This window comes from Chitinophaga sp., assembly GCF_017745275.1.
Lineage (GTDB): Bacteria > Bacteroidota > Bacteroidia > Chitinophagales > Chitinophagaceae > Chitinophaga.
The window spans coordinates 380,915-398,976 of sequence record NZ_JAGHZS010000010.1; the positions used below are offsets into that span (position 1 = coordinate 380,915).

At 47.2% G+C, this 18,062-nt stretch carries 11 protein-coding genes; 8 read left to right on the forward strand and 3 right to left on the reverse strand.

The window, feature by feature from the left end; translation table 11 throughout:
- Positions 1–17 precede the first annotated feature (17 nt).
- The 3 genes from J7623_RS28095 to J7623_RS28105 form a co-directional block, all read right to left on the reverse strand.
- Positions 18–2,378 (reverse strand): FdhF/YdeP family oxidoreductase, encoded by a 2,361-nt coding sequence (locus J7623_RS28095; RefSeq protein ID WP_291927413.1) that lies wholly within the window; start codon positions 2,376–2,378, stop codon positions 18–20.
- A gap of 106 nt (positions 2,379–2,484) precedes the next feature.
- Positions 2,485–3,270, reverse strand: coding sequence for a glucose 1-dehydrogenase (locus tag J7623_RS28100; RefSeq protein WP_291927416.1), 786 nt, complete (start codon positions 3,268–3,270; stop codon positions 2,485–2,487).
- A gap of 69 nt (positions 3,271–3,339) precedes the next feature.
- Positions 3,340–4,242, reverse strand: coding sequence for an AraC family transcriptional regulator (locus J7623_RS28105; protein ID WP_291927419.1), 903 nt, complete (start codon positions 4,240–4,242; stop codon positions 3,340–3,342).
- 165 nt (positions 4,243–4,407) lie between these two features.
- Between J7623_RS28105 and J7623_RS28110 the strand changes: the two genes are divergently transcribed.
- The 8 genes from J7623_RS28110 to J7623_RS28145 all read left to right on the forward strand — a co-directional run bounded on the left by J7623_RS28110 (position 4,408) and on the right by J7623_RS28145 (position 18,022).
- A complete protein-coding gene (locus J7623_RS28110) occupies positions 4,408–5,016 on the forward strand; it encodes a sterol desaturase family protein (RefSeq protein WP_291927423.1) in 609 nt (202 codons plus the stop codon).
- A 178-nt stretch (positions 5,017–5,194) separates the two neighbouring features.
- Positions 5,195–8,425, forward strand: a complete 3,231-nt coding sequence (locus J7623_RS28115) for a S41 family peptidase (protein WP_291927426.1) — start codon at positions 5,195–5,197, stop codon at positions 8,423–8,425.
- A 180-nt stretch (positions 8,426–8,605) separates the two neighbouring features.
- Positions 8,606–9,160 (forward strand): sigma-70 family RNA polymerase sigma factor, encoded by a 555-nt coding sequence (locus tag J7623_RS28120; RefSeq protein WP_291927429.1) that lies wholly within the window; start codon positions 8,606–8,608, stop codon positions 9,158–9,160.
- A gap of 98 nt (positions 9,161–9,258) precedes the next feature.
- The gene (locus J7623_RS28125) at positions 9,259–10,407 is read left to right on the forward strand and encodes a FecR family protein (RefSeq protein WP_291927432.1); all 1,149 of its coding nucleotides are present in this window, start codon (positions 9,259–9,261) and stop codon (positions 10,405–10,407) included.
- Between the two features lie 413 nt (positions 10,408–10,820).
- Positions 10,821–14,252: a TonB-dependent receptor gene (locus tag J7623_RS28130; RefSeq protein WP_291927437.1), complete on the forward strand. Its 3,432-nt coding sequence runs from the start codon at positions 10,821–10,823 to the stop codon at positions 14,250–14,252.
- 18 nt (positions 14,253–14,270) lie between these two features.
- Entirely contained in the window at positions 14,271–15,692 is a 1,422-nt protein-coding gene (locus tag J7623_RS28135) for a RagB/SusD family nutrient uptake outer membrane protein (protein ID WP_291927440.1), read from the forward strand.
- A 14-nt stretch (positions 15,693–15,706) separates the two neighbouring features.
- Complete coding sequence (locus tag J7623_RS28140; protein WP_291927442.1) at positions 15,707–16,792, forward strand: TlpA disulfide reductase family protein; 1,086 nt, start codon at positions 15,707–15,709, stop codon at positions 16,790–16,792.
- A gap of 21 nt (positions 16,793–16,813) precedes the next feature.
- Positions 16,814–18,022, forward strand: coding sequence for a TlpA disulfide reductase family protein (locus tag J7623_RS28145; RefSeq protein ID WP_291927444.1), 1,209 nt, complete (start codon positions 16,814–16,816; stop codon positions 18,020–18,022).
- Positions 18,023–18,062 lie beyond the last annotated feature (40 nt).

The window sequence follows — 18,062 nt, forward strand, 5'->3', positions numbered from 1 at the left end:
ATAAAATCCTGTTACTGCTACTGTGGTAGTTTCCGGTATACGCCGGGATCATGTTTTCTTATCTTTATTTTTACATATTTTGAAGCAGGCATATTGCTTCCTTTTACCACGTTATTAATAGAAACCAGCACATTGGTTTCCGGAAAGTAAGTAACCGTATTTTTTAGCGGTATACGATACGAAACAATAATAAACAAAGGTGCTATACGCTCTATGCCATCATCATAATTATACAAATCTACTTTATCTCCCGCTTTAAAACCTGCTTTATCTATATCCTGCTGATTCATAAAAATGACACGACGCTCATTTTTAATCCCCCTGTAACGGTCATCCAGGCCGTATATAGTGGTGTTGAACTGATCGTGGGTCCTGGTAGTAGCCATCATGTACTCATCTTCTTCCAAATGATTGCCAGGTACCTCCGTGATTGTAAACGGCGCCCGCCCCCCGAGTTCCTGCGCAAAACGTTGCTCATCCCTGGCATTATTCGGAAGATAAAAACCACCTTTTTGACGAACACGGGTATTATAATTTTCAAATCCAGGGATACATTGTTCAATAGCATTTCTTACTTCATCGTAACTATCGTGATAAAGCTGCCAGTTCACGACAGATTTTGAGCCCAGTGTAGCCATGGCCATCCGGCAAACAATCTGCGTTTCATTCACCAGGTTTTTAGAAACAGCATCCAGCACACCTTTTGAAGCCTGCACTACGCCCATGGAGTTTTCTGTGCTGACGATCTGAACTTCGCCGTTCACAATGTCTTTATCACTCCGGCCATAGGTAGGCAGAATTAAAGCCTCTTTTCCATGAACCAGGTGTCCCCTGTTGAGTTTTGTAGAAACGCAAACCAACAGGTTCAATTTCCTCAGCGCATTGGCGGTATACGTTGTATCCGGTGTTGCAGAAAGAAAATTTCCACCCATACAACACATCACTTTCACCTTTTCTTCATGAATGGCTTTTATCACTTTCACCACGTCATAACCATGTTCGCGTGGCATTTTAAAACCATAATATTTCTCGAGGCGGTCGAGTTGTTCATTGCCGGGTTTCTCATCAATCAGCATGGTACGGTTTCCCTGCACATTACTATGGCCTCTCACCGGGCAAAGCCCTCCTCCGCGGATGCCGATACTCCCTTTAAGCAGTACGATGTTAAGGATTTCCTGTAGCATGTCCACGCCATTGGGCTGCTGAGTGAGGCCCATTCCCCAGCAGAATATAATCCTTTTGTTGAATGCCAGCATGGTGGCGGCCTGGTACAGGTCTTCTTTTGAAACACCACAAAGCTCCGCCAGTTGATCCAGTTGATAGTGCCCGTTTTTAAAATGCGCTACATAGGCTTCATAGCCTACTGTTTTGCCGGCAATAAATGCCTGGTCCAGCACCTTCCCGGGAAATTTATCTTCCTGCTCCAGGAGCAGCAGGGCCAGTGCTTTCAGCAATGCCATATCGCCATTAATCTTCACAGGCAGGTATAAATCAGCCAGTTTTACACCACCGCCAATAGCACCTTTGATAGATTGGGGATTATGAAATCCCATCAAACCCGCTTCGGGAAGAGGATTAACCGCAATGATTTTGGCGCCGTTTTCTTTCGCTTTTGCCAGGGCACTCATCATCCTCGGTGCGTTGGTTCCCGGGTTCTGACCAATGATAACAATTACTTCAGCGTCATAAAAGTCTTCCAGCGTAACGGTGCCTTTTCCTATGCCGATAGTTGGCCGTAATGCAGATCCCGACGTTTCATGGCACATGTTGGAGCAGTCGGGCATATTGTTGGTTCCATACGCTTTGGCGAATAGCTGGTATACAAACGATGCTTCATTACTCGTTCTTCCGGAAGTATAAAAAGCAGCTTGATCAGGATTTTCAAGCGCATTAAGATGCGTGGCTATTTTTTTAAAGGCATCGTCCCAACTGATGGGCTGATAATGAGTGCCTCCCTGGGGTAAATAAACAGGGTCTGTTAGTCGCCCCAGTTTCCCGATGTGATAGTCGTCCAGTTTTGATAAATCATATACCGAATTTTCCCTGAAAAATTCCGGTGTGATTTTTTTTGAGGTGGCTTCTTCTGCCAAAGCTTTGGCGCCATTCTCACAGTATTCGCCGATAGGGGAGCGCTCGTCGTCCGGATCCGGCCAGGCGCAACTCGGACAATCAAATCCTTTGAACTGATTCATGCTCAGCAAAGCCCTGTTGCCTTTGAAAAAGGCTTTGGCTTCCACCAGGTCAGTCATGGCCGCTATCACAGCGGGAATACCAGCCGCCCACTTTTCAACCGGCGTTAGCTGCAAATTCAATAATGCATAAGGATTCTCTGCATCCGGTTGTTGGTTTGCTTTCTCTTCACTTTGATATGCTGCCATGACCTATGTTGTTTGATGGAATAATAAAAGGTAGCGGAATGGCCATCCGGAATAAATTTATAACAGCCGGATCTGGCTGTTATAAATTTAATCAAAATGAAGGAGTTTACCATCTTTGTCCTCCAATGGCTAACCCGCCATCTACCAGTATGCTTTCCCCGGTCACAAAAGAAGCAGCGGGGCTACTTAACCACAGCACCAGTTCAGCCACTTCTTCCGGTTTTGCAAAACGGCCCACCGGCGCATGCTTCAGGAATGGAGCCATCAGCTCGGCTGCATTTTCCGCCGGGAAGAAGCGATCAAACATAGGAGTATGAATATAGCCAGGTTGAATATTGTTGATGCGGATGCCGGATGGGCCACCCTCCAGGGCCAGTGAGCGGACCATGCCATCCAGGCCGGCCTTACTGGCGGAGTAGGCGGCAGAACCAACGGCGGCGCCACGCGCCAGCCAGGAAGAGGTGTTTACAATGGCGCCACCGGTACCTTGTTTTTTAAACTGCTCCATTTCATATTTGGCAGATAACCAAACCCCCTTCAGGTTAATGGCAATCACCTGGTCAAATTCTTCTTCTGTAGTATCGGTAATAGTCGCAAAATGGCCTTCTATACCGGCGTTGTTAAACGCAATATCCAGTTTGCCGAAACGTTGTACCGTTTCCGTTATCAACTGCTGTACGGCCTTGCTTTGGGACACATCGGCTGCTATGAAATGAATATCAGGACTGATAGATTGTAATTGGGCTACGGCGGCCTGGCCTTCTTTCTCCCGGCGACCCGCAATCACTACTTTCGCACCATTTTTAAGAAATAAAGCTGCAGTGGCTAAACCTATACCTGTTGTACCGCCGGTGATGAGGGATACTTTGTCTTTTAACATCTCTTGTGTCATATTCGTTTTGTTTATGACACAAAGATAGCGGGCGCTATGACCGGGAAATTATGCGAATCAAACAGCTAGTTATGAAATGGAAACAGTGGCTTTCCGGAATTGATTAGGTGTTTGTCCCGTTTGTTTTTTGAAGAAGATGTTAAAGTTGGAAGCATGCTCAAATCCAAGGCAATAGCCAATTTCCGCGATATCGTAGTGGCTGTGCAACAGTAACGCTTTGGCTTCCTGGCTGATTTTATCTGCAATCCATTCACTGGTAGTTTTACCGGTGGTTTCTTTTAATGCCCGGTTCAGGGAATTGGTATGTACGGATAATTGTGCGGCAAATTCATTGGCATTTTTAAAGCGGATTACCTGGTGCGGCGGATTGGCGGGGAACTGTTTTTCCAGCAGGTTCTGGAACAGATCACTGATGCGTTGGGCGGAATTGCCTGCCTGGTAATAGGTATCCGGCGCTTCCATTTTCAACGCTTCATGCATCAGGATTTGTACGTAGCTCCGCAGCAGGTCATGTTTATGGGCATAGCTGGTGCTGGTTTCCCGGACCATGCTTTCAAAAATGTTTTGCAGGAAGGCAGTTTTTTCAGCATCCGGGAAGAAAACATGATTACCGCCTACCTTAAACAGGGGCGATTGCGCGAGCCCACCATTTTTTAAATGCTGATCGATGAAAGTTTCAGGAAAGAGACAGAAATATCCTGTTTGATGCGCCACATCCGGCTCCCAGGAATAGGGAATCATTGGGTTCATAAACGAAAGGGCGGGACCTGTCATATGCAGCGATTTGTCCGCATACGATAAGGTGCCCCCACCTTGGATGATCAGCGAAATCTTGTAGAAGTCACGCCTGCCCGAGGGTAGGTTGGTATCGCTGCAACCAAATTCTTCCAGCCGGTTCACTGTAAATAATTCCCCGGAATGCGCCTGTCCATGTAACTCAAAAAATTCTGAAACGGTTTCTTTCGCTTTCATCTCTCAAAGTTATGCCTTCCAAATGTAAAGGAAAATAGGACAAACGACCTGCAGGTAAATGTCTTTTTTCTGCAACTCATCTCCCTAATCCAACAACTCATTGGAAATTGGCTGGCTAAATCCCGCAGGGAATACAATTTTGTACCAGCTATCAAACCCGCTGCTATGAAGTTTGAGAAAATACATAATAAAGGACAGGCACAGATCTTTAGCAACCGATACCTGGAGTTTCTGACCAAAACCCATCCCGTGGTGATCTTCGGGATGTACCTGCCGGTGATCGGTTATATGTTATACTACAGCAAAACATCTTTGCGATATAGTTATGGCCGCATTGCAGTAATATACCTGCTGGCGGTATTGGGGTGGACGCTCTTCGAATACATCGCCCACCGCTTTTTATTCCATTGGGTGAGCGATCACCCGGTAGCCCGTAAAATTACGTATACGATGCATGGTAATCACCATGAGTATCCACGCGACAAACAACGGCTGTTTATGCCGCCCGTACCCAGTGTCATCATTTCTTCCTTCCTGTTCACCGTATTTTATGGACTCATGCGGCAAAATGCTTTTGTGTTCTTTCCCGGCTTTATTTCCGGCTACCTGGCATATGGCAGCATGCACTATGCCATCCATGCCTGGTCGCCTCCCTTTAAATGGCTGAAGCCCCTCTGGCGCAATCATCACCTGCATCACTATAAAAACGAAGCCCTGGGCTTCGGAGTCAGTTCCACGCTATGGGACCGGGTTTTCGGTACCATGTTCCGCTAATCTCCGCGTTTATCATCCGCTGCAATAGCTTTATGCTTTCTGCTTTACGCTTTCCGCCTTCGACAACTGTTTCCGCCCACTTGTCCTTATGATGTTTGTAAAGCGCAGCGCTTTTTTTTACTTTGGGTACCGGCTTACTACGCCGTTACGTTAAGCAACAGAACTAAAGAAAGCGCTTATGAAGAAACTTTTATTTGGGTGCGCCGCCTTTTTGATGGCTGCCACTGCCTATGCCCAGGAAAATGCCTTGTGGCTTAGAAATCCCACTATATCGCCAGACGGCAACACCATTGCATTCGGCTATAAAGGCGATATTTACCGGGTAGACGTAAAGGGTGGGGTGGCTGTACCACTGACCATCCATGAAGCCCACGATATGCTGCCTGTATGGAGCCACGATGGTAAGTATATCGCCTTCGCCAGCGATAGGTACGGTAACTTTGATGTGTTTGTAATGCCCGCTACCGGCGGTACGCCGGTTCGATTAACCAGCAACAGTGCCCCGGATTATCCGTACGATTTTACCGCAGATAACAAACAGGTGCTTTTCGGCAGTGTCCGTAATGCGCCTGCTGCCAGCGTAAGGTTTCCCTATCGCATTTTCAGGAACATGTACACGGTACCCGTTACAGGCGGACGTTCTGTACTGGTCAGTGCGGCCGGTGCAGATGTGGCCCACTACAACAAAGCCGGTAACAAAATTATTTTCCAGGACCGCAAAGGTTATGAAGATCCGATGCGTAAACACCACGTATCCGCTGTTACCAGGGACATCTGGGTAATGGATGTAGTCAAAGGCACCTATGAAAAAGTATCTCCTTACGAAGGAGAAGACAGGGAGCCCGTTTTCGGTAATGGTAACGATATCTACTATCTCAGCGAAAAAGGCGGTATTTCACAAAACGTTTTTAAAGCATCCCTGGCTGGTAACGGCAGCATGCAACAGCTGACCAATTTTACCAAACACCCGGTGCGGAACCTGTCTAAAGCAGATAATAATACCCTGTGTTTTACTTATAACGGGGAAATATATACGCTGAAAGAAGGGGAACAACCCCGTAAGCTGGCCATCAACATTTTCAATGATGGCCGTGGTGCCATCGTGAAAAATGTACCCGTGAACGGCAATACCACCGAATTTGCCATGAGCCCGGATGGCAAGGAAATGGCCTTCATTGCCCGTGGCGAAGTATTCGTGACCAGCGTAGAAGGCAATACTACCAAGCGTATCACCAATACCCCCCAACAGGAAAGAATGGTGGCATGGTCGCCCGATGGAAAGAAACTCATTTATGCAGCGGAACGTAACGGCAACTGGGATATCTACCAAACCACTAAGGTACGCAAAGAAGAACCTTACTTTTTTACGGCTACCTTGCTGAAAGAAGAACCCGTTATCGCTACGGCAGCGGAAGAATTCCAGCCCCTGTTTTCGCCGGATGGCAAAGAAATCGCTTACGTCGAAAACCGCAACGTGCTGAAAGTATTTAACATCGCGTCTGGCAAAACACGCACGCTGCTACCGGAAGGACATAACTACTCTTATTCGGATGGCGACTGGAGCTTTGAATGGAGCCCGGACAGCAAATGGATACTGGCCGACGATGCACAGGGCAATTTCTTTTACTCCAATGCGGCGCTGATACCCGCCGATGGAAAAGGAGCGTCTGTATACCCGGTACGTAGCGGATTCGGAGAAAGCAACGCTAAATGGGCCGCAGAAGGTAAAATGCTCACCTGGACCAGCGACCGTGAAGGACGTAAATCACTCGCCAACCAGGGCAGCCGCGAAGTAGACATCTTCGGCGTATTCTTCGACCAGGACGCATATGATAAATATAAATTGTCGAAAGATGAATTTAACCTGCTGAAAGAAAAAGAAGCGACCGGTGGTAAAGCGGCCAAAGATTCTACCCTGAAAGCCAAAGATTCTGCCGACACCAAAAAAGGTTTCCAGCCAGATTTCAATAACCTGGAAAACAGGAAAGTAAAACTCACCATCAACAGCGCTTCCATCGCCGATTATGTGCTGAGCAAGGATGCCAGCAAGCTATATTACATGGCCGCTTTTGAAAAAGGATACGACCTGTGGGTAACAGAACCGAGAACAGGTGAAACCAAGATCCTCGCCAAGCTGGGCGGTACTCCCGGCAGTATTGCCCTCAGCAAAGATGGTAATACCCTCTTTGTCAGCAACAAGGGCAGCGTAGTGAAAGTGGAAACCGGCAGCGGAAAAATAACCCCGGTATCTATCAACACGGAATTGTCGCTTAACCAGGAAGAAGAACGTAAATATATTTTCTGGCATGCCTGGAAACAGGTGAAAGAGAAGTTTTACGATCCTACGCTCCGCAATATGGACTGGAAAATGTATGGCGATAACTACGCCCGTTTCCTGCCTTCTATCAGCAACAACTACGATTTCGAAGAACTGCTGAGTGAAATGCTGGGTGAACTGAATGGCTCTCATACCGGTGGCCGTTATTCGCCACAGCCTGTGAATGGCGACAATACCGCGTCGCTCGGATTGTTATACAATGAAGCTTCCACAGCGGATGGACTGAAAGTAGAAGACGTGATCCCTGGTGGTCCGTTTGATAAAGCCAGCAGCAAAATAAAGAAAGGCGACATCATCGAAAAAATAGATGGCGAAAGTATTACGGACAAATCCGACTGGGCAGCACTGTTGAACCGTAAAACAGGCAGTAACGTGCTGGTAAGCATTTACAATCCGGATACCAAAACGCGTTGGGAAGAAACTGTGAAACCTATCAGCGGTGGTGACGAAAATGCACTGATGTACAAACGCTGGGTAGCCCGTACCCGCGCTATGGTAGATAAACTGAGCAACGGCAAAGTAGGATATGTACATGTGCAAGGCATGAACGACGCCAGCTTCCGCACGGTATACGATGATGCCATGGGACGCAACCGCGATAAGAAAGCGCTGATTGTAGATACCCGTTTCAATGGTGGTGGATGGTTGCACGACGACCTGTATCATTTCCTCAGCGGTAAAAGCTACCTGAAATTTGCACCACAGGGCCATGTACTCGACAGGGGAGAACCTGGTACCAAATGGCAGGCGCCGAGCTGCGTGCTGATGAGTGAAGGAAACTACAGCGATGCATTCATCTTCCCATATGTATACAAACAAGGGAAAATAGGTAAACTCATTGGTATGCCTGTACCAGGTACTGGTACCGCGGTATGGTGGGAAACCCAGATAGATCCGACACTGGTATTTGGTATTCCAATGGTAGCTACCATCGGTAATGAAGGCCGTCCTACCGAAAATTTACAGGTGGAACCGGATATCCGCGTACCTCTCCGCTATGAAGAATTCCTGGCAGGTGAGGATGCACAGCTGGAAGCAGCAGTGAAAGAGATGCTGGCAGAAATCAGGTAAGTAATATTTTATAAAGATAGCCCCCGTAGTATGCTGCTGCGGGGGCTTTTTCATGAATATTTTCCACTATAAATCGTATTATTACAGGGTCAGGTGCTTGTTTCTCTTTAGATGAAACCTTAGCTTTGAGGTATCAGGTGAACATTATAGGATCAACCAATCATTAGTATTACGCTGGAGATGATGACCGATTATGCCCATTATGGAGACGATACGCTGGTACAGCTGATGAGCGGTGATGATCATAACGCCTTTACAGAAATTTATAACAGGTACTGGAAACGCCTGTATGTGCTGGCATATGATCGTTTACGCTCGCGTGAGCTGGCGGAAGATGTAGTTCAGGATGTGCTCACAGGATTGTGGCAGCGCAGGGGGCAATCCGTTATCCGGTCGTTACCCGCCTATCTCGCCACTGCCAGCCGGTATGCTGTTTTTACCCAATTATCCAAACTGATACCGGTAACCAACATGGAAGCCTTGCCGGAAGCCATCCAGGCGGTTGCAGATGATACCGCTGAACTCCATTTCCTGCAGCAATCAATGCAGGAGCAGTTGAAACAGTTGCCCGAAAAATGCAGGATTGTTTTTGACTATAGCCGCAATAAAGGGCTCTCTAACCGGGAAATAGCCACGGAATTAAATATCTCTGAGAAAGCCGTGGAAAAGCATATCAGTAAAGCATTGCAGCGCCTGCGCCTTCAATTCCGGAATTATTTTCATGCCCTGTTCTGAGCAGGATCCCCCATTTTTTAATTTTTTTTTCTACGGAGGTAGGGTAGCTCCCTTTTTCCCAGACTTAACTATATAGCACCTGTAAATCACAAACACGGATGAACACAAACGAACTGGCTTTACTATCGAAAAAGTACCTTGCCGGAGTAGCTAGTGAAGAGGAGAAGGAGCAGTTACTACAATGGTATAATGCCTATGATGAACATTCGCTCACCGTTCACCTGCAGGCCGATGATAGCGAAACGGAGGCCCGTCTGGAAGCGCGGATGCGCCAGCGCCTGTACGCAGCTACACGGCCCGCAGCAATGCCGAAGCTGGTGCCTGTGCAGCGCTTCAACTGGAAAGTGGCGGCGGCCGCCTTGCTGTTAATATCGGCAGGCATCGGTTTTTATGCCTGGCAGTATCGGCCCAAAGCCGTGCTGGTGGAGAAAGTACAGCCCATTTTGCCGGGCGGCGACAAAGCTACACTGACACTGGCAGATGGCACCGTGGTGAACCTGGACAGCGTAGGTACCGGCGTATTAACAGTGCAGGGGAACACCAAAGTAGAGAAAACAACACACGGACAAATTGTGTATCAGCATAATGAATCGGCAGCAGCCGGGGTCACTTACAACGTACTGCGTACGCCGCGTGGCGGGCAATATAAAATTACCTTGCCGGATGGTACTGATGTATGGCTGAATGCCAATTCGTCCATCACTTATCCTACTGCTTTTGCAGGAAAGGAAAGAAATGTAAGTATTACGGGAGAAGCATACTTTGAAGTAGCTTCTGACGCAGAGCGCGCATTCACCGTGAAAGTAAACCGCCTGGAGGTATTGGTGTTGGGTACGCATTTTAATATCAATGCTTACGCGGATGAAAGCACCATCAATACTACATTGCTGGAAGGAGCCGTGTTAGTAAGAGCCGGAAGCACTGCGAAATTGCTGATGCCGGGGAAACAGTCGAGGGTAAGCCAAACGGGCGCCATCACCAACGAGGTAACAAAAGTGGAGGCCAGTAATGCCATTGCCTGGAAAAATGGCTATTTCTCTTTTGAAGACGCAGATATTCCAACGGTCATGCGACAATTATCGAGATGGTATAACATAGAAGTGCGGTATAGCGACAAAGTGCCGGAAGGTACTTTTACAGGGGAGATAGGAAGAAGTTTGACACAGGAGCAGTTGTTGAAAGTTTTATCGCAGGCGAAAATAAACTTTAAAGTAGAGGACGGCAGACGGATTATTATTTATCCATAACTAAAATCTAACTAAACCAAATACCAACCATCGCTGATACCACCAATATCAGCAAACTAACGATGTGACGGGGCTTACCAACGCCCGCACAATTAACTATCCGTAAAATCATGTTATGAAGTAATGAGGTCCACCGGACACGGAGATCTTATGTTCATCCATAAAAAAACCTGGTGCTCAGGATTGGCGTCCGCACCAGGTTTTAGAAAGTGGTTAACCCTGTTTAGGAAAGCTTTTCACGACTACCTGTAAAAGGTGGGTGAGAAACATTTGTCAACCAAAAACCAATCTAAGGTATGAAAATTAATGTTGTTCGCAACCAGCACGGGAGATCCGCGCAATCGGTTGGTTCACTTGTTGAAAGCGAGTCCCCTCAACCAGGGACTGATTATGTAACCAAAATCTGGCGAGTAATGAGAATGACCGCAGTTTTATTAACGGTGCTGGCTTTACACGTTTGTGCCAGCGGGGTATCACAAACGGTAACTGTCACCTGCAAAGAAATGCCGCTACAGCAGGTATTTACTGTCATTAAACAACAAACCGGTTACGTCTTTTTTTACCGGAGCAAAGACTTATCAGACGTAACACCAGTATCCGCCAACCTGAAAGAGATGCCGCTGAAAGTGGCGCTGGCTAAGTTGTTACAGGACAAGCCACTGAGTTTCGACATCGAAGGCAACACCATCGTTATTTCCCGGAAAGCAACCCCTGCACCGGAAAATCACTTTAGCGACGAGTTGGCGCCACCCGATGACATCCGGGGCAGGATCCTGGACAACAAAGGACAGCCGATTCCCGGCGCCACGGTGCGGGTGAAAGGTGGCGACGCCGCTGCCATCACCGATCAGGGTGGATATTTTGTACTGCGCAATGCCGGCGCCCGGCCGGTATTGCTGATCACCTGTGTAGGCTTTGAATCCCAAAGCCTCAACACAGGCGGTAAACAGGCGATTGAAATAACACTGCATGCAAAAGTGGATGACCTCAATCAATACGTGGTAGTAGGTTACGGCAGCACTAAAAGAAAAGACCTCACCGGATCGGTAGCTTCCGTCAATGTGGATGAAGTGAAGAATGTACCATTTGTCAGCATAGATCAGGCGCTCAGTGGTAAAGCAGCCGGTGTACAGGTAACGCAGGCCGACGGCTCTCCCGGCGGTGTGGCGAAGATCCGTATCCGTGGCGGTACCTCGCTGATGGGCGGTAACGATCCGCTGTATATCATTGATGGCGTACAGGTAACCATCCAGAACCGATATATACAAAACCAGGCAGAAGTAGTAAACCCCATCGAGAGCGGCGGTAGTGATGAACGCAACAGTGGGGTATCCGGTTCCTTTTCCCGTGGATTAAACAGTCTTGCTGGTTTAAACATCAATGATATTGAAAGCATCGACATCCTGAAAGATGCTTCTGCTACCGCTATCTACGGTTCCAAAGCCGCAAACGGTGTGATTATTATCACCACCAAGAAAGGGAAGCTGAACCAGAAGCCTATACTGGATGTGAACTACTATGCAGGGGTAAGCAGTCCTATCAAAGAAAAGTTGATCAATGCCGCTGATTATGTATCCCTGTTGAAAGAAGCAGCTAAAAACCTAAACGACTCCAGGGCGGCTTATGGTCGTCAACCCAATCCCAAAGCAACTCAAATCCTGAATGATCCCAGCTTTCTGGGTACTGCGAATACCGATTGGTTAAGCCTTGTACTGCGTAATGCCGCTTCTCAGAATGCGGACATCTCCGTACGTGGCGGTGGTTCAGGTTCCCGTTATTATACTTCATTGTCTTACAACAAACAAAACGGGGTGGTATTGGGAACAGATTTTTCCCGTATTTCAGGAAAGATAAGCCTGGACAACGAAATCACCAGCAAGCTGCGTATCATTACCAACCTGGATTACGGGTTCACTAAAAATAATATCACCAACGGTATTTACCCCGCTGCATTTTATGCACCGCCTACTTTGCCTGCGCGAAATCCTGATGGCACTTACTATCGTTTCCTCGGCTCCCAGATTGGGGGATACGATTACCAGGGATATCAAAACCCGTTGATCCTGCTGGATGGTATTAACCAGGGAAAAACAGCCTCTTTGCTGGGATCACTTTCCGGCGATTATGATGTATTGAAAGACCTGAAATTCAGATCCACTGTTTCAGTGAATTATAACAACTATCATCAGTTGAACTATGTGCCAAGTACAGCCGGGATTGCTTCTTCCAGCGGAGTAAGTGATTCTAATGGGGGGACCGGATCACAGGGGCAAACAGAAGAGGTAAACCTGTTTTTTGAAAATACCCTCACCTGGGATAAACAGTTCAATGAAAACAACCGGTTAACCTTGTTAGGCGGTACTTCCTGGCAGAAATATCGTTTTAATTCTTTTTCCGCCAGCGGGCAAGGTTTTCCGGATGATAAATACCTCAACAACCTGTCCTCCGCTGCAGTTACTTTACCATCTACCGGTACCTCCGGGCAGAATTCCCTGCTGAGTTTTTATGCACGCGCTAACTATGCCTTTAAAGAAAGGTACCTGTTTACCTTCACGGGTCGTTCTGATGCGTCTTCTAAATTCCCTGCCCATAACCGCGTAGGTTACTTCCCTTCAGGTGGTGTGGCCTGGCGTATTTCTGAAGAACCGTTTATGAAAGGCGTTACCTGGTTGAATGAGCTGAAACTGAGAGCCAGCGCTGGTTATACCGGTACACAGAATTTTGGCGATAACCTGTATTATACCTTGTATACGCCTGGTTCCTATGGCGGGAGAAATGCGCTGGTCCCTACACAATTGGGTAATGAAAAAATCAAATGGGAATCTACTTTGCAGAAAGACCTGGGGCTGGATTTTGAAATGTTCGGTTCCCGGCTGCGTGGTGTGATTGGCTATTATGAAAAAAATACCACCGGCTTGTTAATGGCTACACAACTGCCACCCAGTTCTTCTTACAGCAATGTAATCTCCAACCTGGCTACGATTAATAACAAAGGCCTGGAGCTGGATCTGCGTATGGATTTCATTAAACACAAACATTTCCAGTGGACCGGCGCCATTAATGTGTCTGGCAACAGAAGTAAAGTAATGGATATTACGAGCGACTTTACCAATGCAGGCAGCACGGACTCTTATCTGCAGGGAAATTCCATTGTAAGAAAGGGGGAACCATTAGGTCTCTTTTATGGTTATAAATTCAAAGGCATTATCCAAAACGATAAGCAACTGGCTGACTATAAAAAGGAATATCCCTACTACAAATATTTATCGCCTTTCATAGCAATAGGCGACCCTATGTATGAAATAGGGGACAATGGATTCCCTAAATACGATGTGATTGGCCAGGCCCAACCTAAGTTCTTTGGAGGCTTCACCAACACCTTTACCTATAAAAATTTCAGCCTGATTACCCTGACTACATTCTCATACGGCGGAAAATTACTTTACCTGGCAGATATTCAAAACAAAGCTTTCGATTCCTATGCCAACAGAGGGGCACGCATTAAAGACCGCTGGACACCGGAGCATCCCAGCAACGACCGCCCGCGGTTGATACTGGGACAAAATTATGGTGCAACTGCCAGCGACGATGTATATGATGGTTCTTATCTCAAATTAAAATCTGTAACACTCACTTACCAGCTGCCGGTGAAAGTAGCGCATTCCCTGCATATCCGCGATGCGTCTATGTATGCTTCTGCTACCAACCTGTTCACCATTACAAACTATCCCGGTCCTGATCCGGAAGTAAGTAATAATCCTTACAGCTTAATTAATGGCAGCTCGGATGTGAGTACGTTCCCCACTACGAAGCAATATAATATCGGCCTTCGTTTTGGATTTTAAAACAACAAAAAAGATTTTATGAAAAGGATCATATATATAATGCTGGGTGCGGTGTTGATCACAGGAGTGTCCTGCAAAAAGGAATTAGGGAAACTGCCCGAAAATGCAAAGGTCGATGGAAATACCATCATTGATCAGCGTACATCAGAAATTGCGCTCAACGGTGTTTACTACCGGTTTGCCAATGTAAATGCCGGAGAAAATGTAACGGATTGGCAAAACAATGAAGTAGGACCTGCTATCTACGCTGGCTATCTGGGATATGGTTATGGCGAAGATGATGCAGAAAATAATAATTATACAAGGTCTTTTTTCTCAGAAATCTACTGGGCACCTTCTTACCAAACCATTAACGCCGCCAACGGCGTTATCAAAGGGGTAACAGCACTGGAGGATAAAGCCTTTGTTAACAACCGTAAAAAGGAAATCCTGGCAGAAGCACGTTTCCTCCGCGCTTACAGCAATTTTAAATTGCTGAGTTATTTCGGCCAATGGTTCGACTTAAATAGCCGCTTCGGTATTTTACTGCGGGATGAATTTGTAACAGTCGAAGGGGTATCGAAGGCGCGTAGTTCTGTGAAAGACAGTTATGCGGCTATCCTTGCCGATGTTGATGATGCTATTGCTAATGCACCGGCGAAGAACCCGGTATTTTATGCAACGCGTTGGACCGCCATGGCCTTGAAGATGCGGGTGCTGATGAGCCATGGTCAGCAGGCAGATTATACGAAGGTAATTGACCTTGCCGACAGCATCATTCTCAATAGCGGATTTACGCTGGAACCACAAACGAAAGATATTTTTTATGTAAAAGGACTGTCCAGCCCGGAAGTGATGCTCGGGATCAAACCACAGCAAAACCAGGAAAGCTACTACTATAACACGAGCAAGCAATTTTGGCCGGGTGCTTCTTCTTTGTTTATAGCAAAAACTGCGCTGAAAGACCTGTTGAAGGACGACCCCCGCGGCGCGTGGATGATTGGTTCAGCTAATCCTGACCTGGATGATACCTACTTTTTCCTGAAATATATTAAAGAGGGTAACGAACCATCCGTACTTTCGGAAACAGCTTATGCTTTCCGTTTAACAGAAGTATACCTGTTGAAAGCAGAAGCGATGGTACGAAGCGGCGGTAGTATTGCCACTGCCCGGGGTATCCTCAAAAATATCATGTCACATGCCGGTGTAACGGATTTTACTGCTGTTGATAATGCTTCCTCCACAGAGGATATGCTGAAACAACTGTACCTGGAAACCTCCAGGAACCTGCTGGCTGAAGACGGACAGGAGTGGATGGCCTTATTGCGGCTTCCCATTGCATTGATAAAGGAACTGCGTCCTACTGCTGCAGATCCAATCAAATATATCCTGCCCATTCCGCATGCTGAGTTTGTGTCGAACCCGGCGATTGGAGATCAAAACCCTGGCTATCAAAAATGAAAATGAATATGAATATGAAGATCCACACTAAACTACTCTCCGCTGCCGCTTTGCTGGCTGTTGCCTGTCACCAGCCACAGCAGCCCGCTGCCAGCATCACTGCTACCATCACCGGCCTGAAAGACTCGGTCATATATCTTTCTATCCCGGTAGCAGATTCTGCTAAGTCAGATACTGTTAAGGTGAAAGACGGACAGTTCACCTGGACCGGCAAGATCGAAGAACCACAGAAAATTTATATCATGACCTCTTCCCGTTATATAGAGTTGTTCATGGAAAATGCAGCGGTGACGATCAAAGGCAATATCGATTCTGTAGATCAGCTGCAGATCACCGGTTCGGCCTCACAGGATGCGTATACCGCGTACCAAAAATCAATAGAGGATCTTACCGCGCAGCGCGATACCCTCTATTCAAAATACCAGACGGTACAAGGCAATGATACTGCTGAACTGGCACTGGAAAACCAGATAGAAGCTTTACGTGCGCAGAACCGGGCGCGTTCTGTGGCTTATGTTAAAGCACATCCCGAAAGCCCGGTAAGCCTGAGCCTCGTATCAGATATGGCCACCTTTGGAGAATATGCACCGGTAGACAGTGTATACCAATTGCTATCACCTGCCGCCAGGCAAACGGCCGTGGGTAAACGAATTGCAGCACGACTGGCAGTAATTAAGAAAAGCGCCATCGGTCAGCCTATGATCGACTTTACACAGGCCGATGTGAATGGGAAACCTGTGCGCTTATCCGATTTCAAAGGCAAATATGTATTGCTCGATTTCTGGGCCAGCTGGTGTGGCCCTTGCCGTGCAGAGAATCCCAATGTGCTGAAAGCCTACAATAAATTCAAAGACAAAAACTTCACCGTAGTAGGCGTATCACTCGATGATAAAGCCGACAAATGGAAAGAAGCCATTGCAAAAGATGGCATGCCATGGATGCAGTTATCCGACCTGAAAGGCTTCCGCAATGAAGTGGCCCGGGAATACGGTATCCAGGCCATTCCCTGTTCTTTCCTGATCGATCCGCAAGGCATCATTATCGCAAAAGAATTAAGAGGCGCTAAGCTGCATACCGCATTGGCAGAAATACTTAAATAATAATCCACCAAAATAAAATCCATGAAACATAGTTTATTCGCCGTTCCACTGGTACTGTTGCAGGTATCTGCCATGGCGCAACAACAGCAACCTTTTACCCTGAAGGGAGATATTAAAGGATTACCTAACCGCTATGTGTATCTCAGCTATGCCACCGGCGCAGAGCAATACCGGACCGATAGTGTAATGTCTAAAAATGGCAGGTTTACCTTCCAGGGGCAGTTGGTTCAGCCCGTAGAAGGCAGGATGTACCTCGATAAAAAAGAAGCAATGTATGGAGAAGGGGACTTCACCTCCTTTTTCATGGACGCTGCGCCGATGCAGCTGACATCTGCCACCGGCAGGCTGAAAGATGCAAAGCTCACCGGCTCGCAGTCGCAGGCAGATAAAGATCTGCTCACGGCCGCCGAAGCGCCGGTAAGTAAGAAACTGAAGCCACTGTCAGAGCAATTCAATAAGCTGAATAAGGAATACATAGCAGCTCACAAGGCAAAAAAGCCGGAAGCAGTACTGGAGTCCTATAAAACAAGGCTCGACAAGATAAAAGACCAGATGGAGCCGTATTATGACGAAATGGAGAAAATAGATAAGGCCTTCATTGATCAGCATCCCAATGCTTATCCGGCTGTTCAGATGTTGCGTTACCGTGTAAGCGGCATGCCGCTGGCAGAAGGAGAGGCCTATTACGCTAAAATGTCACCGGCCATGCAACAGAGCTTAGATGGCCTCGAAATTAAAAAAGAGCTGGACGGCCTGCGGGCGGGTTCTCCAGGCAGTATTGCACACGAGTTCACCAAAACAGATATCGACGGAAAAACCCTTAGCCTCGCTGATCTCAAAGGCAAATACGTGATGCTGGACTTTTGGGCCAGCTGGTGTGGTCCTTGCCGCAAAGGTAATCCGCACCTGAAAGAGCTGTATGGTAAGTACAGCGCCAAAGGTTTTGAAATCATCGGTATCTCAGATGATGATTCCAATCCAGCTGCCTGGAAAAAGGCGGTAGCACAGGATGGTATCGGTATCTGGCGTCATGTACTCCGCGGCCTCGATTGGAGCAAGCGGGAGAAAAACCTGCCTAATCCTGAAGATACGAGCGATTATTACGGTATTCATACGCTGCCAACCAAGATCCTGATAGATCCTAAAGGCGTGATTATTGGCCGCTATGGCGGCGGTGGGGAAGATGATGAGGCGATGAATAAGAAATTGAAAGAGATATTTGGTTCCTGAGCCATTCTATGACCTGTTAAACATCCCCGCGGCGCCTTTG

Bases quoted from the DNA above. Each gene is read 5' to 3' on its own strand.
- J7623_RS28095 (WP_291927413.1), bottom strand. From the start codon at position 2,378: ATGGCAGCATATCAAAGTGAAGAGAAAGCAAACCAACAACCGGATGCA.
- J7623_RS28100 (WP_291927416.1), bottom strand. From the start codon at position 3,270: ATGACACAAGAGATGTTAAAAGACAAAGTATCCCTCATCACCGGCGGT.
- J7623_RS28105 (WP_291927419.1), bottom strand. From the start codon at position 4,242: ATGAAAGCGAAAGAAACCGTTTCAGAATTTTTTGAGTTACATGGACAG.
- J7623_RS28110 (WP_291927423.1), top strand. From the start codon at position 4,408: ATGAAGTTTGAGAAAATACATAATAAAGGACAGGCACAGATCTTTAGC.
- J7623_RS28115 (WP_291927426.1), top strand. From the start codon at position 5,195: ATGAAGAAACTTTTATTTGGGTGCGCCGCCTTTTTGATGGCTGCCACT.
- J7623_RS28120 (WP_291927429.1), top strand. From the start codon at position 8,606: ATGATGACCGATTATGCCCATTATGGAGACGATACGCTGGTACAGCTG.
- J7623_RS28125 (WP_291927432.1), top strand. From the start codon at position 9,259: ATGAACACAAACGAACTGGCTTTACTATCGAAAAAGTACCTTGCCGGA.
- J7623_RS28130 (WP_291927437.1), top strand. From the start codon at position 10,821: ATGAGAATGACCGCAGTTTTATTAACGGTGCTGGCTTTACACGTTTGT.
- J7623_RS28135 (WP_291927440.1), top strand. From the start codon at position 14,271: ATGAAAAGGATCATATATATAATGCTGGGTGCGGTGTTGATCACAGGA.
- J7623_RS28140 (WP_291927442.1), top strand. From the start codon at position 15,707: ATGAAGATCCACACTAAACTACTCTCCGCTGCCGCTTTGCTGGCTGTT.
- J7623_RS28145 (WP_291927444.1), top strand. From the start codon at position 16,814: ATGAAACATAGTTTATTCGCCGTTCCACTGGTACTGTTGCAGGTATCT.